The organism is Streptomyces sp. A01 (assembly GCF_059026195.1).
The window spans coordinates 44,191-58,294 of the sequence record NZ_JBWLKN010000007.1 but is presented as its reverse complement, the minus strand read 5'-3'; the positions used below and the strand labels follow the sequence as shown (position 1 = coordinate 58,294).

The 14,104-nt window shown below is 67.2% G+C and carries 14 protein-coding genes and 2 pseudogenes; 11 read left to right on the top strand and 5 right to left on the bottom strand.

What is annotated here, in order from left to right; translation table 11 throughout:
• Positions 1–92 precede the first annotated feature (92 nt).
• Both AC5P1B_RS11305 and AC5P1B_RS11300 read right to left on the bottom strand, forming a co-directional pair.
• A pseudogene (locus AC5P1B_RS11305) lies at positions 93–374 on the bottom strand (DUF6881 domain-containing protein).
• Positions 375–2,303: 1,929 nt separating this feature from the next.
• Positions 2,304–2,641, bottom strand: a pseudogene (locus tag AC5P1B_RS11300) (RHS repeat-associated core domain-containing protein); the annotation flags it as partial.
• Positions 2,642–2,784: 143 nt separating this feature from the next.
• Between AC5P1B_RS11300 and AC5P1B_RS11295 the strand changes: the two are divergent.
• Positions 2,785–3,105 (top strand): hypothetical protein, encoded by a 321-nt coding sequence (locus AC5P1B_RS11295; protein ID WP_493886686.1) that lies wholly within the window; start codon positions 2,785–2,787, stop codon positions 3,103–3,105.
• Between the two features lie 191 nt (positions 3,106–3,296).
• On the opposite strand, the gene AC5P1B_RS11290 is transcribed toward AC5P1B_RS11295, so the two are convergent.
• Complete coding sequence (locus AC5P1B_RS11290; RefSeq protein WP_493886684.1) at positions 3,297–3,974, bottom strand: GNAT family N-acetyltransferase; 678 nt, start codon at positions 3,972–3,974, stop codon at positions 3,297–3,299.
• 468 nt (positions 3,975–4,442) lie between these two features.
• On the opposite strand from AC5P1B_RS11290, the gene AC5P1B_RS11285 reads away from it, so the two are divergent.
• Positions 4,443–5,738 carry an MFS transporter gene (locus AC5P1B_RS11285; RefSeq protein ID WP_493886997.1) on the top strand — a complete coding sequence of 432 codons (1,296 nt, stop codon included), beginning with the start codon at positions 4,443–4,445 and terminating at the stop codon, positions 5,736–5,738.
• A gap of 348 nt (positions 5,739–6,086) precedes the next feature.
• Complete coding sequence (locus AC5P1B_RS11280; protein WP_493886683.1) at positions 6,087–6,656, top strand: GNAT family N-acetyltransferase; 570 nt, start codon at positions 6,087–6,089, stop codon at positions 6,654–6,656.
• 155 nt (positions 6,657–6,811) lie between these two features.
• On the opposite strand, the gene AC5P1B_RS11275 is transcribed toward AC5P1B_RS11280, so the two are convergent.
• The gene (locus tag AC5P1B_RS11275; protein ID WP_493886681.1) at positions 6,812–7,261 is read right to left on the bottom strand and encodes an ATP-binding protein; all 450 of its coding nucleotides are present in this window, start codon (positions 7,259–7,261) and stop codon (positions 6,812–6,814) included.
• A 257-nt stretch (positions 7,262–7,518) separates the two neighbouring features.
• Here AC5P1B_RS11275 and AC5P1B_RS11270 point away from each other — a divergent pair, with 257 nt between their 5' ends.
• The 7 genes from AC5P1B_RS11270 to AC5P1B_RS11240 all read left to right on the top strand — a co-directional run bounded on the left by AC5P1B_RS11270 (position 7,519) and on the right by AC5P1B_RS11240 (position 11,931).
• Positions 7,519–8,370, top strand: a complete 852-nt coding sequence (locus tag AC5P1B_RS11270; protein ID WP_493886680.1) for a helix-turn-helix domain-containing protein — start codon at positions 7,519–7,521, stop codon at positions 8,368–8,370.
• Between the two features lie 7 nt (positions 8,371–8,377).
• Positions 8,378–8,581, top strand: coding sequence for a DUF397 domain-containing protein (locus AC5P1B_RS11265; protein WP_493886678.1), 204 nt, complete (start codon positions 8,378–8,380; stop codon positions 8,579–8,581).
• Between the two features lie 111 nt (positions 8,582–8,692).
• The gene (locus AC5P1B_RS11260; protein ID WP_493886677.1) at positions 8,693–8,893 is read left to right on the top strand and encodes a DUF397 domain-containing protein; all 201 of its coding nucleotides are present in this window, start codon (positions 8,693–8,695) and stop codon (positions 8,891–8,893) included.
• A gap of 230 nt (positions 8,894–9,123) precedes the next feature.
• Complete coding sequence (locus tag AC5P1B_RS11255) at positions 9,124–9,681, top strand: hypothetical protein (RefSeq protein ID WP_493886675.1); 558 nt, start codon at positions 9,124–9,126, stop codon at positions 9,679–9,681.
• Positions 9,657–10,808, top strand: a complete 1,152-nt coding sequence (locus AC5P1B_RS11250) for a radical SAM protein (RefSeq protein ID WP_493886673.1) — start codon at positions 9,657–9,659, stop codon at positions 10,806–10,808. Before AC5P1B_RS11255 ends, AC5P1B_RS11250 begins: the two co-directional genes overlap by 25 nt.
• A 9-nt stretch (positions 10,809–10,817) precedes the next feature.
• Entirely contained in the window at positions 10,818–11,042 is a 225-nt protein-coding gene (locus AC5P1B_RS11245) for a hypothetical protein (RefSeq protein WP_493886671.1), read from the top strand.
• A gap of 79 nt (positions 11,043–11,121) precedes the next feature.
• Positions 11,122–11,931: a phosphotransferase family protein gene (locus AC5P1B_RS11240; protein ID WP_493886669.1), complete on the top strand. Its 810-nt coding sequence runs from the start codon at positions 11,122–11,124 to the stop codon at positions 11,929–11,931.
• A 109-nt stretch (positions 11,932–12,040) separates the two neighbouring features.
• Here the strand turns inward: AC5P1B_RS11240 and AC5P1B_RS11235 are convergent, their stop codons facing one another.
• Positions 12,041–13,345 (bottom strand): geranylgeranyl reductase family protein, encoded by a 1,305-nt coding sequence (locus AC5P1B_RS11235; RefSeq protein WP_493886996.1) that lies wholly within the window; start codon positions 13,343–13,345, stop codon positions 12,041–12,043.
• Positions 13,346–13,547: 202 nt separating this feature from the next.
• Here AC5P1B_RS11235 and AC5P1B_RS11230 point away from each other — a divergent pair, with 202 nt between their 5' ends.
• Positions 13,548–14,054, top strand: a complete 507-nt coding sequence (locus AC5P1B_RS11230) for a GNAT family N-acetyltransferase (RefSeq protein ID WP_493886667.1) — start codon at positions 13,548–13,550, stop codon at positions 14,052–14,054.
• Positions 14,055–14,104: the final 50 nt, after the last annotated feature.

Sequence of the window (14,104 nt, the reverse complement as noted above, 5' to 3'; positions counted from 1 at the left end):
CTTCTCTGATCGCATGCCGCAGTGGCGGCATCTGAGCCGTCTCGCGGACATTTCTGGCCAGTTGATCTACGGCGCAAGGCCCTAGCACTGGTTCAGTCCGAGCAGGATGCGCACTGCCACACTTCCTCAAAGTCAGTACGTGAGATCACTACGGCAGAGAATTCTGCCTGCGCTGCCACATCCTCGATGCCACCGACCGGAGTTCCGCCGAGTCCGATTTCCCCGGTCTCGTGCATGCGATCTGCACGCAGGAGACGACCATCGCGATATTTCTGGATCTTTCAAGATTCGTACCCATCTTCGGCAATCTCGCTGAAAAATGTTATGGGCTCATCACGAAAATCGTGATGCCACACAACTCTCCAGTAGTCCATAACAAGACACCAGTGACTTATGTAGATAGAAGTTCCAACCGGGCGCTGAGCGGCATGAAAACCCTCATCTACCAAGCAAGGACAGCCGTCAACCACTCTGAAAGGCCGTCCCCAGTGGGACGGTCAGCCGCTGGGTGAGAACCAATACCCAGGCTTTTCGCGTGATCAAATGGATGAGGCGAGTCCACCCATGCGCCAATAAATGCATTAGTAGACCACGCCATAGCCATGCTCGCGCGTACGCCGATGGAGTGTCCCCATGAGCCGCTCGAAGCAGCCGCACGGGCAATCGCATCATCCAGGGACGGCCGAGAGTCTTTAGTGAGCCCAGCTGCAACCACGAAGGGAGCATGCGGCCCGTCAACGATCAGCGGGGTGCACTTGCGGAGTACGGTGTCCAGAATGTCATCCGGCAACTGTCTCGCTGCGCATTCCAGGCGCTCAAGCAGGTCACCGTGTTCGGAGCAGCCGATAGAGGAACCTTCGAAGGCGCTTCCAAGTCGCGCAAGAGCTCGTCAGGGCAGGAATGCGGCGCGAGAGCGTTAATGTACGCAAGCCCCCGTAGCGACTGCCACTTACACAGCCCGTCGAGAGCCAAAATTTTGGGTTCATGCGTTGCCACCCTTACGGGCCACGCGGCCGCACGCACGTCCCGGTTGATTACCTGGAGACTCTCGGGCACCGGACTGGGGTAAATTCGCCGCCCCTGCGCACCATGCGGCATTGAAGTGTATCCGGGGTGCGAATAATTCACCATGGAGCGCCCCACCCCTCGAATGTTCGCGTCGCCCATTGCTGCACTACTCTCGCACGAAGCTTCAATTGCCTCAGTTTTCCATGACGCCACACAGAGGACTAACCGTCGTTCAGCGAGTATTTCCCGGCGGCCAGACAACGCAGCTCCCCTTTCTCGCACATGGTGGCAAGAATAACCTTCATGGCATTTACGCTGAGATCTTCACCGAGACCTGAAGGTTCGATGAAGGCGGCAATAGACGGTAATGACCATCCGACCTTTGGCCCCGCGCCACGTGTGAGAGGCCGACCTTCCAGCGCCCCGACGGCCTGAATGAGGGGCGAGGGAGCCGGAGTCTCCTCTGCATGAAATTACGGTGCAACCGCGTCGCGCAGTGCTGCTCAGCCATACCGATGCCACCGTTCTCGGAAGCAAGCCTGAGAACCCTTCAGCGGGGCGAAGTCCCGGAATCCGTCATTCAAAGAGAATGAAGTCCTCTAGCGCCGCACGCAACCAGTCGTAGAAATCGGAGAACTCCGCACGATTCTCCCGACCGGAGGTCGCGAAGTCATGGATTACTCGAACAGTACCGCCATCGAGGTCCCAACATGCGACGTCATCATTATCCTCACGGCGCGCGAAAGGCAGCAGCCGACGCTCCGGATAATGATTTCGAAGGCCGGAGAAACGAGCGCGAAGATTTTCGCCCTCCAACAGCCACTAGGGGTCTAGACCAACCAGCCCTGATTCGATGGCACGCTGAAAGCCGCCGGGCACGAGGAACCCTCCGGGAGTTCCTCTTGGGAAAAAATGTTCGCCATCCCCAGTCTCCTACCCATACAGTAATTTCCGAGCCCACGAGGTAAGCATGACGATACCCTGAATTCTGCTTTCCGATTCTGGCTGTGATTGCTTCACCCTCAAGTTACTGGGCTTTCCTTCTTGGTGTCGAATCATCGACTATCGATGAGATCTTGCGGCAGCGACTCGTCGAACTCCCTTATTCGTACCAGGATCGGAGTGTCCGAGTAACGGGCGGCAAGTACGCGCGTATTGTCGATAGACGTCAGCCCACCGTCCGGCATGCGGATTACGTCGATCGGTTCGCCCCTCCAGCCGCGCTTGTGCATACTTTCGATAATCTCAGCCGCACCGTTAACCGAGTTCCGACTGAACCGCACCGCCGAAGCAGGAACTTTTACTGGTGGACAAGGACCCAACCCCAACGGGTCCGTCCACCCCAGTGGATTGTCCACATACGTGGCCGGATTAGGCGCAGGAGAGAGCCCCAATGGGTCCGCCGACAAGTAGCGGCCCGCCGATGGGTCGTAATAGCGGAAGAAATTGTAGTGAAGGCCCGTTTCCGGGCCGAAGTACTGGCCTGGGAGCGGAGTGGCGTGTAGGCCGTGCTCGCCGATGGCCAGGTGGTGGTGCCCCACAGCGTGGACCGGCTGCGCCAGGCCACGTCGCCCGTTTCGTCGATCAGTTCGCTCGGGGTGCCGACCAGGTCGGTGATGATCGCGTAGAAGCGTCACGCTCGGGTGGCACCCAGCTGTGACGGGTGAGAGGGGTGGGGCTAGCGTGAAAGCGCCCCCCCGTTCGGGCGGGTACTTCACTGACCACGAAGGACTACACGTGAAGCGTTCTCGTACTCTCCGGTGTGCCGTGGCCGGCATGTTCGGTCTCGCGGTTCTGGGCACCGGCCTTGCCACGGCGGCGTCCGCGCAGGCCGAGGTGCCGAAGCAGGCCGCAGCCGCCTGCACGAAGATCAAGATCACGGGGAAGAAGGTCGCCGTCCGTATGCCGGACGAAGGCGACACGGTGGCGGACTCGGACGACCGCGTCACCCGCTACGTCCACAAGGGCGACAAGCTCAGGAGCTGCCTCATCGCCAGGGGATATTCCCAGTCGTACAACAAGTGCGGAAAGACCGGACACGACTGGTTCCTCGTGCGTGGCGGCCAGGTGCCGCTTACCTGCGCCAAGCGGATCTGAGCCGCAGGGGCCACGCGGTGGGCCCGGGGTCTCCAGCCGGCTGCCCACCGATCCTCCGAGCACATCGTGCCCACCGATCCTTCAGGAACATGAGGCGGGCGCCCGGGAAGACCGCCTTCCCGGGCGCCCGCCCCTGAGTCACGCTCGCCCGGATCGTGTCCGGTGAGTCGGCGAGTGCCCCCGGACACGCCCTAACGCCTCGACGGCTGCTTCGTCTGCCCCCTGCCCTTCTGGTCAGGCTCCCGTACCCGCGCGCCGTCCCCGGCCGCGCCCGCCGCCAGCCGCGCCGTCAGCGCCTTCTTCGCCTGCGGCCACTCGTCGGCGAGCATCGAGTAGTAGACGCTGTCGCGCCAGCTTCCGTCCGGCTGCTTGATGTGGCGGCGCAGCACGCCCTCGCGGCGCGCGCCGAGCCGGGCAATCGCCTCCTGCGACCGGACGTTGCGGTGGTGGGTCTTCCACTGCACGCGCCCCATGCCCAGTTCCTCGAAGGCGTGGGTGAGCAGCAGCAGCTTGGACTCGTTGTTGACGGCCGTACGCCACGCGCTGCGCCCGTACCACGTCGAGCCGATCTCCAGCCGCTCGTCGTACGCGCTCATGTCCAGGTACGCCGTGTGCCCGACGACTTGGCCGGTCTCCCGAAGGACTACCGCGAAGGGGACGGCCGCGCCCTGCGCCTGCTCGGTGAGGTGCTTCCCCATGATCTCGCGCAGCGCGTCCTCGGTTCGCGGGGTGTCGTACGGCATCCACCTCCACACCTCGTCGTCGCCGCCGCCGACCCGGAAGAGACCGGGAACGTGGTCGAACGTCAACGGCTCCAGCCGGACGGTGCGGCCTTCGAGTACGACGGGGGTGGCTATCTCAGCAGACATGCGCGCAGGCTAACCCGCTTACGTATTAGCGGCAACTAACTTTTGCTCTAGTGCAAAATGCTGGCCCGCACTCGAAGAGGTGTGCCCGCCCTGGCATTTCGCGCTGATCGGATGCCAAAAGCCCGGCCGTGTCCGGGACATGGGGCAGCGCGAAAACCAGTAGCACTCGGTCAGGCGCTCCGCATAGCTTGTGCGCTCGTGACTCATGATCCGGAGTGCTCATCGAGTGGCCCGCCCACGGCATCCACGGAACCGGCGGAACCGGCGGAACCCATCGTGGCGGTCTCCGGCGAGCAGACGACCGTAACCGCCACCAAACCCACCGCGCCGATCCCCGGCGAGCGGACGACGGCGGCTGATCGGCCGCCGCTGACGGGCTCCGATGATCGGCCGCTGGCGGGCTCCGGGGCCACGGACAGGCTGTTCTCCGGGAAGTACGCGGCCGCCAGCCTCAGCTTCGCCGCCGTGATGTTCCTGACCGGGCTCGCCGCGCTGGCCGTGATGCCCACCTTGCCGACGGCCGCACGGGACTTGGACGGCGTCTCGCTCTTCCCGCTGGTGGCGGGGAGCTTCGTGGCCGCGAGCCTGCTCGGCGGGGTGCTTGGCGGTCACTGGGCGGACCGCTCCGGGGCGCACCGTCCGCTGGCGGCGGGCATGGTGCTCGCGGTGGCCACCCTGCTGGTCTCGGGCGCCAGCACCTCGATATGGCAACTGGCGGCCGGGCGCTTCCTGGACGGGCTGGCGGGCGGGATGGTCGCGGTGGCGATCAACACCGCGATTGGCCAGACCTACCCGGATCATCTGCGGCCGCGCGCCCTGGCGTTGATGAGCACCTGTTGGATCGTCCCGTCGCTGATCGGTCCGCCGCTGGCGGGGCTGGTGGCCGAGTGGTGGTCATGGCGCACGGTGTTCTACGGCCTGGCCGCGCTGACCCTCCTGCCGACGCTGGCCGTGGTCGCCCTGCTGCGCGGCCGTTCCTGGGCCGCCGCGCCCAAGCCGTCGGGAGACAAGCCGCCCCGCCCCGCGCTGCTGGCCGCGGCAGCGGTGAGCCTGGGTGCGGCGTTGGGGCAGTACGGGGTCTCGGGCTGGGACCCGCGCCATCTGCTGTTCGTGGCGGGAGGGTTCGCCCTGCTGGTGGCGTGCGCGCCACGGCTGCTGCCGCCGGGCACGTGGCGCGCCGCACGCGGCCTCCCGGCCACGGTCCTGCTGCGCGGCCTGGGTTCGGGGGTCTTCTTCACGCTGGAGGCCCTCGTACCACTGTTTCTCGTCACCGACCGGGGCGCGCCTCCCGTCGTGATCGGTCTGGCCTTCACGGGTGCCGCCGTCGCCTGGGCCGCCTCCTCCTGGGTGCAGGGTCACCTGCTGGAGCACCGCCCTCGCCACCACATGGTCGTGGCCGGTGCGCTGGTGATGTCGGCGGCGGTCGGCATCGCGGTCGCCGGAACGCTTCCCGCGCTTCCCGCGTACACCGCCGCGTCGGCCATGGTCGTCGCGGCCATCGGCATGGGCCTGCTCGCCCCCTCCCTCACCGTGCTGTCGCTCTCCCACAGCCCGACCGGTCGTCAGGGCTACGCCAGCGGCGCGATGCAGACCACCCAGAACCTGGGCCAGCTCACGGTTCTCGCCGTCTCCTCCGCCCTGTTCAACGCCTGCCTGAGCGCCGGTTCGACCGACACCGTCGGCTACGGCGCCGCCTTCGGGCTGCTGCTCGCGCCGTGCGCCCTGGCGGCGGTGCTCGCCACCCGCGCCCGCGCCGCCGCCTGAGCGCCGCGCCTTCGCCGCCCACGCGGAGTTCGTACGCGAACTCATCGCGGGCTTCGGCGCGGGCGTCGGCGAGGGCCTGGTCCAGCGGCGGGCTCAAGCGGTGGCTAAATCATTGGTGCGGTCACGAGTTTCGCGGCACCGTATCGGATCATGTTGACGACCCCCCTTCGACGTACGCCCGGGTCCCGCGCCTGGGCCGCCGCCGTGCCTTCCGTCCCTGCTTCCGTCCCTGCTCTTCCCGGCTGAGAGCGCACCGGCCGCCGGAGGTTCGGTCCGTACGGGCCGCCCTCTCGCCACACCTCACCCTTCCCTCCTCTCTTTCCCCTGTGAACCCTGTGAAGGAGCACCATGTTCGCGATATCGCTGGGCGACGACGCCGAGTTGCGGCCGCTGGAACCCTGGAACGCCGAGGAATACTTCGCCCATATCGAGCGTGGCCGCGAGTACATCGGGGCCTACACCGGTCTGACCGACCGCGCCACCGACCTCGCGTCCGCCAGGGCGTTCCTTCAGATGTACGCGGAGAAGGCGGCCGCCGACACCGGCCGCTTCTACGGCATCTGGGTCGAAGGCAGGCTCGTCGGGGGCGTCCTGTTCAGGATCTTCGACGCCACCGGAGGCATGTGCGAGGTCGGCTGCTGGCTGGAGGAGACCGCGACCGGGCGGGGCCTGGTCACCCGGGCCATCCGGGTCCTCATCGACTGGGCCGTCGATGTACGCGGCATACACCGCGTGGAATGGCATGCCGCTTCCGCCAACACGGCGAGCACCAAGGCGGCCAAGCGTCTCGGCCTGGTGCGGGACGGGGTCCTGCGGGAGAGCGGCCTCCACCGGGGCGAGCGCCAGGACATAGAGATCTGGTCGGTGCTGGCGCCGGAGTGGCGCGCGCAGCGGGAAGCGGCCGAGTCCGGCCGCTGACCCGGCGCCGCGCGGCCGGGCGTGGGCCGGGGCCCACGCCCGGCCGACACGGGTCGGCGATGGCCCGGCCTCGGTGCCGGCGGCCTCGGCACCGGCAGTCCCGCGACGGCGGCGTCCGCCCAGCGGAGGCCGCTCGCGGGGGCCCGGCGCCTTCGCTACGTAACGGCAGCCGCCGCCTCGCCATCCAGCGTGAACCAGACGTGTTTGTCCGGCCGTGGGTGCCTGGGAGGCCCGGTGGGCAAGTCGATGCCCCAGCCGGACGCCAGCGCCTCGACCAGCGCGAGCCCGCGTCCGTGCTCCTCGTCGTTGCGCGCCACGTGCGCGTACGGGCAGTCACGCGGGGCGTTGTCCCATACGTCCACCCGTACGCGCTCGCGCGCCACGGTCACGACCATGTGGACCACGGGCGTGGACGTGTGGACGTGCACGTTGGTGACGACCTCGCTGACCAGCAGCCTCGCCACGTCAGCGAGGTCCGCGTGATCAGTCAGCGTCAGCAGCAGCGCGACCTGCTCCCGGGCGATTCTCGGCGCCAGGGGGATGTTCGGCGCACTGAGCCGAAATGTCTGGGGTGGGGGTGGCCGGTCAAGTCCTACGGTGCGCATGGTCGTTCTCCCTACACGGGGGGTCCGTAGTCTCCGCGCCCCACGCCGCCGTCCGTGGCCTGGCCACCCCCCGGGACGCCCTCAACGGGCGTGCAGGTGGCTGCACTTCGGGTCTTACTGGCGTGCGTAGTGCGTTACTCACTGACAGTAGGGCGCACTAGTGAGACGGCGCAATAGTGTGCCTTGACTTACACTCGCCCGGGTGACCGTGGCAGAGTGGAACCGTCGCCCCGTCACAACAGATTGAGAGGGACGGGATGCCACCACGAGGGCAACCCACGGCACGCCAGGCGCGATTGGGTTCCGAGTTGCGCAAGCTCCGCGAGCAGGCGGGCCTCTCCAGCGCGGAGGCCGCCGCATCGCTGGGCTGGGAGCGTCCGCAAATCAGCCACATCGAATCAGGCAGGTGGGGCGTCAGCAGCGAGCGGGTGCGACGGCTGGCCGCACATTACGACGCGCGGGACGCCGCGTACATCGACGCCCTGGCCACCATGGCGGAGGACCGCACTAAGGGGTGGTGGCGGGAGTACCGGTCCACCCTGACGGCCAGTTCTCTGGACTTGGCAGAGCTGGAGCACCACGCGACATACCTGCGCAACGTCCAGTTGGTGCTCATGCCGGGACTGTTGCAGACCGAGGGATACGCCCGCGCGGTTTTCGGCGGCTCCATCGCCCGGCGTCCGGCAACGGAGATCGACGCGGCCGTGAGCCACAGAATGACGCGGCGCAGCATCTTCGACCGGCCATCACCTCCGAACTTCGACGCGTTCGTCCACGAGTCGGCGCTGCGCATCCAATACGGGGCCCGCAACGTGATGCGGGCCCAGTTGGCCTTTCTGCGCGAGGCCGCCGAATGGCCAACGGTCACCATTCGCGTCATCCCGTTCAGCGCCAGGGAGATCACATCTTCGATTCAGGCGCTCCTGTACGCAGGCGGCCCCGTGCCGCAGCTCGACACGGTGCAGGTCGATAACGCCTTCGACGGCGCGCTGCTAGACGCCGAGGCCCAACTGAGGAAGTACCGGGCACTCATCGAAACCATTGAAGATTTCGCCCTGGGAACGAGCGAGTCGATGAACGTCATCCACACCATCACCAAGGAATTGTGAGTCCACCGTGACGAATGAGCGCGTCCACTGGCAGAAGTCATCGTTTTCCGGGGGCGACGGTGGCCAGGAGTGCATTGAGATAGCGGCCACCCCGAGCAGTGTTCTCGTGCGGGAGAGCGATGACCCTGCGGTCATCATGAGCGCCAGCCGCAACGAGCTCCAGGCTTTCGTACGTGGCATCAAGTTGGGCAAGTTCGACCACCTCGCCTGACGAGTGATGCCTCCAGCGCCTCGATCGGCTGCCGGTCGGGGGCTTCACGGCACCCGCGCGAGTCACGCGAAGACATCCTGCGCATCGCAGAGGAAGTGTGGGTCAATCGGCATGACTGACACAATCAACTGGCGCAAATCCTCTTACTCCGGGCCCGACGATAACCAGGACTGCGTCGAGATGACCGTACTCGACGGCGTGGTCATGATGCGCGAGAGCGACGCGCCCAGAACTGTACTCACGGCCAGCCAGCGTCAAATTCGGTCCTTCATGCTCAACGTCAAGGTAGGTGGGCTCGACCACCTCGCCTGATCCCTCGGTGCTCTTCACGGCCCTCGATCGGCTGCCGGTCGGGGGCTTCACCGCGTCTGGGCGCACTTTTGAGACGGCACACTCTTGCGACAAGCAAGCCGTAACGCTACCGTCGCTCTACGTCGCCGACCCGGCCCGTGGAGTGTCATCTCCGTCGCGCCGAAACGGTGAACTCCCCCTGCCCACACGCCCCTTACGAGGGCTGCCGCAGGCGCGTCAGGAGGGCACCCATGCCAGCCGTTACCCCCATCGTGACCACCCGCCCGGGCTTCTGGTGCGAGTGCGTCACCAGAAGCGCACTGGATGGCCGCGAAACCGCACCCGCCCACTCCATCGAGGTGATAACCGCCGCCCAGGCCGTGAACTGGGTCCGGGTCGCCCTGCGCATCGTCGTATCGGCGCTCGACCACGAGGAGAGCCGAAGGGCGTACGACTGGCTCGGCAACGGCCAGCGGGAGTCGGCCGCCCGCCTGAAGCGCGGCGAGCCGTTCACGTTCGCCGTCGCCGCACGGCACCTCCACATCGAGTGGTCGGCCCGCCCCGTGCTGTTCCTCTCTCTGCCCGGGCGCACGGCGGGTCAACTGCCCTCCTGCGCGGGGTGGTTCGCCTGCCGTACCGTCGAACTGGGACACGCCTGCGGTGACGTACATCCGCGCTACGCACGGTTCCATACGAGCAGTTCATTGGGGGGACTCAGCCAGACCTCAACGTCTCGCCGCCGGAGTCCGGATGTGACCACGCCTTGCCTATACAAGGAGGAGCCGTGCCCGCACCCCCGCACGACCTGATCGCTAGCCCGTTCCTCGACGAGTACCTCGTCTTACGCCCCGGCAACGACAACGGGGTGCAGATCCCTCTCGCCCGATACCTCGAACTGAGCAAGGCCGCGAGCACGGGCACCGATGCTCCGCACTGGCTCGTCGACGGCGCACGCCAGGCATGGGAGCTCGACCTCCCCGCACACCGGCCCTCGCGCGACACCATTCTCGTGCGCGCCCCCTCCGCGTACGGCATGGCCCGCGCGTCCTACGAGATCAATAAGGGCTGTGACTACGACTGCCCGCACTGTTACCTCGGCTTGAAGCGGTTCGAGGGGATGCCATGGGCCGACAAGGTCCGGCTACTCGACATCATGCGCGACGCCGGCGTGCTCTGGCTCCAGATCACGGGCGGCGAGCCGCTGATCGACCGCGAGTTCCCCGAGGCGTACTCGTATGCCTATGACCTCGGCATCATGCTGACGATCTCGACGAATGGCTCGCAGCTCCACAAGCCAAAGATCCTTGAGACGCTCACCGCCCGCCCGCCCCATCACCTGTCGCTCAGCGTCTACGGCGCGACCGAAGAGACGTACGACGGATTCACCCGCAACCGAGGCGCGTTCGGCCGCTTCATCCGTGGACTCGACGCCGCCCGCGAGGCAGGGCTGCGCTTGCAGTTGAACATCGTCATCACGAACGACAACGCTGACGAGTTCGCCGCCATGGAGCAGCTCGCCGAGCAGTACGGGCAGGTGTTCGTGTTCACCAACATGTCGCCCACCATCCAGGGCGACGCGGCCCCGATCCCCGAGCAGGCCGCAAAGTACCTGCGCAAGCGGAAGCCATTCACCGGCTGCAACGCCGGACACACGTTCTTTCACGCCGACCCGTTCGGCCACGCGTCCATATGCAAGATCGGCCGCGACCCACACATCCCGCTGATGCAGGAAGGCATCGAGGGACTCAAACGCCTCGGCGGCATTGCCGACGGCCTACAGCTTCGCACCGGGGGCTGCGCCGGCTGCACGTTCGGCCAGAAAGACGCCGACGGCAATCCGGGCGGCTGCACCACCTGCCGCCCCATGGCCAAGCTCTATCAGGAGGCGAAGGCACCACGAAACATGTACTGCCAGCATCCCGACCCAAACCAGTGAGGTGAATCCATGGCAACCGCCATCGAGCCCCGCACCACGGAAGAAGTCCGATCCCCCGGCCCCGTGATGGTCGCGATCACGCCCCGCCCGACCGCGCCGACCACCGGCCCGCTCCCTGTCGCGATCACGTCCCGTCCGATCGCCGACGACGAGTTCCGGATCACGAAGGAGATCGGCACGTTCTCCGAGAGCCTCGGCTGCTCCTGCCAGGCCGACGACGACCAGCCGTACTAGACCCCGCACGCACCACAGAGCCGCCCCCGCCCGCGTAGGGTCGGGGGCGGCTCGCCCGTCCACTCCCCAGGAACCCCACATGCCTGTAGACCGCATCCACTGGGACGACCTACCGCTCGCCGCCCGGGACGCTGTCGAGCACCACACCGGCGCGGTACTGCGTGCCAAGACCGCCGAGGCCGGCGCTAACTCCGGCATCGCCGCCACCGTCCAGACCATCGACGCGACCCTGTTCGTCAAGGGCGTGCCCACCAACCATCCGCAGGCCCGGACGCAACAACGCGAAGCCGCGATTAACCCGCATCTGCCCCCGTCATGCCCCCGCCTGCTGTGGCACGTACAGGCCGGCGGATGGGACCTGATCGGATACGAGCACCTCGTCGGCCGCCACCCCGACTACAGCCCCGGCTCGCCCGACCTGCCGCTCGTCGCCAGGGCCCTGGTCGAGCTCCAGAGCATCCCCTGTCCCGGCATCGAGCTGAAGCGTGCCGAGGACCGATGGAGCGGCTACGCCGGCCCTGACGGCGTCGAGCAGCTCGTCGGCGACACCCTGCTGCACACCGACCTCGCCCCGCACAACATGCTCGTAACCGACCGCGCGCACCTGATCGACTGGGCATGGCCCACCCGCGGCGCCGCATGGATCGATCCGGCCGTGCTCATCCTGCGACTCATGGAAGCCGGGCGCACCGCGACCGACGCCGACGCATGGGCACGCGAGCACATTCCCTCATGGGCAACCGCACCTCACACATCCGTACTCGCCTTCTCCGAGGCGAACGCGCGCACCTGGGACGAGATCGCCCGCAGCGACCCGCAGGACTGGAAGAAGCACATGAGCCGCCTCGCGCATGACTGGGTGACCTACTGGCGAGCCCAAGCCGCGTAAGTCCCCTCCGCCCACCGGTGCCTATCTCAAGCCCGGCGGGCGGAGTCGTGTGGCTTCGACGCCCAGGCAGTCGCACCGAAGGCGGGCCCTGATGCGAGCGCCGCAGGCGCTACGCGCGCGGAGCGACCTTGCTCAGCCCGTTGATGATGCGGTCCATCGCGTCGCCGCCCGTCGGGTCGGTGAGGTTCGCGAGCATCTTCAGGACGAAGCGCATCAGCAGCGGGTGCGTCAGGCCACGTTCGGTCGCGATCTTCATGATCTTCGGGTTGCCGATGAGCTTCACGAAGGCGCGGCCCAGCGTGTAGTAGCCGCCGTAGGTGTCCTTCAGGACGCGCGGGTAGCGCTCAAGGGCCGCCTCGCGCTGGGCGAAGGTCGGGCGGGCCTTCGCCTGGATGATGACGTCGGCGGCGATCTGCGCCGACTCCATGGCGTACGCGATGCCCTCCCCGTTGAACGGGTTGACCATGCCGCCCGAGTCGCCGACCAGCAGCAGGCCGCGCGTGTAGTGCGGTTGCCGGTTGAAGGCCATCGGGAGGGCGGCGCCACGGATGGGGCCCGTCATGTTCTCCGGGGTGTAGCCCCACTCCTCGGGCATCGACGCGCACCACGCCTTGAGGACCTCGCGCCAGTCCAGGTCCTTGTAGCCGCTGGAGGTGTTGAGCACGCCGAGGCCGACGTTGGAGGTGCCGTCGCCCATGCCGAAGACCCAGCCGTAGCCGGGCAGCAGCTTGTTCTCGCCGCCGCGCCGGTCCCACAGCTCCAGCCAGGACTCCAGGTAGTCGTCATCGGTGCGGGGGCTGGTGAAGTACGTCCGTACGGCCACACCCATCGGGCGGTTCTCGGCACGGTGCAGGCCCATGGCGAGGGACAGCCGCGAGGAGTTGCCGTCGGCGGCGACCACCAGCGGGGCGTGGAAGGTGACCGGGGTCTTCTCCTCGCCGAGCTTGGCGTTCACGCCCGTGATGCGATTGGTCCTGGGGTCGATGATCGGCGCCCCGACGGTGCACCGCTCGTACAGCCGTGCCCCGGCCTTCTGCGCCTGCACGGCCAGCTGCTCGTCGAAGTCGTCGCGCTTGCGGACGAGGCCGTAGTCCGGGTACGAGGCGAGGTCCGGCCAGTCCAGCTGGAGGCGGTTGCCGCCGCTGATGATCCGCAGACCGTGGTTGCGCAGCCAGCCCGCTTCCTCGGAGATGTCGATGCCCATGGCGACCAGCTGCTTCGTGGCGCGTGGCGTGAGGCCGTCACCGCAGACCTTCTCGCGTGGGAAGGCGGTCTTCTCCAGCAGCAGGACATCGAGTCCGGCCTTGGCCAGGTAGTACGCGGTGGTCGATCCGGCCGGGCCCGCTCCGACCACTATCACGTCGGCGCTGCGCTCGGAGGCCGGGCGCTCGGCACGCTCCGCGGCGGGCTTGATGAGGCCCCCCTCGGCGGGCTCGGAGGTGGCCGTCCCACTACCGTCGGACTCGATGGCGCCGGTCTCTGTAGAGGTGGTCTCGGCGGGGGCGTTCTCGCTCACGGAGGTTCTCCCGAAGACTCGGTATCTGCGTGCCGGTCGCGCCGGGCACTGGACAAGTGCAGTCTATGTGTCGTACCTGAACCGTGAGAGGGGCGCCCTGATGCCGATAAGTGGATCTTCCGTCCAGCTGCGTGTACCGATCCCCGCGGACGCCGCGACCTGGCATCACCTCTTCGACGACCCGGAGGTGATGGAGTTCCACGGTGGCTCCTCACACGACCTCGCCCACTACGAGGAGTTCACCGCGCGGCAGCGCGAACACCACCAGCGGCACGGCGTCTGCCTGTGCACACTCGTCAACGAGTCCGGTGAGGTCATCGGCTTCACCGGCGCGCAGCCGTGGCCGGGTGAGTGGGGGCCGCAGGGCGAGATCGAGATCGGCTGGCGGCTCGGCCGCGCCTACTGGGGCCGGGGATACGCGACGCTCGCCGCCGAGGCCACGCTGGAGCGCGTACGGGCGGTGGGCATCCGGCACGTCGTCGCGATGATCGACGCCCGCAACGAGCGGTCCGTCGCCGTCACCAAGCGGCTCGGCATGAAGCACGCGGAGACCTTCGAGTCGCCCGTCTCCAAGGTGACGGCTCTCTGCTTCCGGCTGGATCTGTGAGGCGATTCCCCGATTCCGCGATTCCCTGATGCCCCGGTTCCGCGATCCCC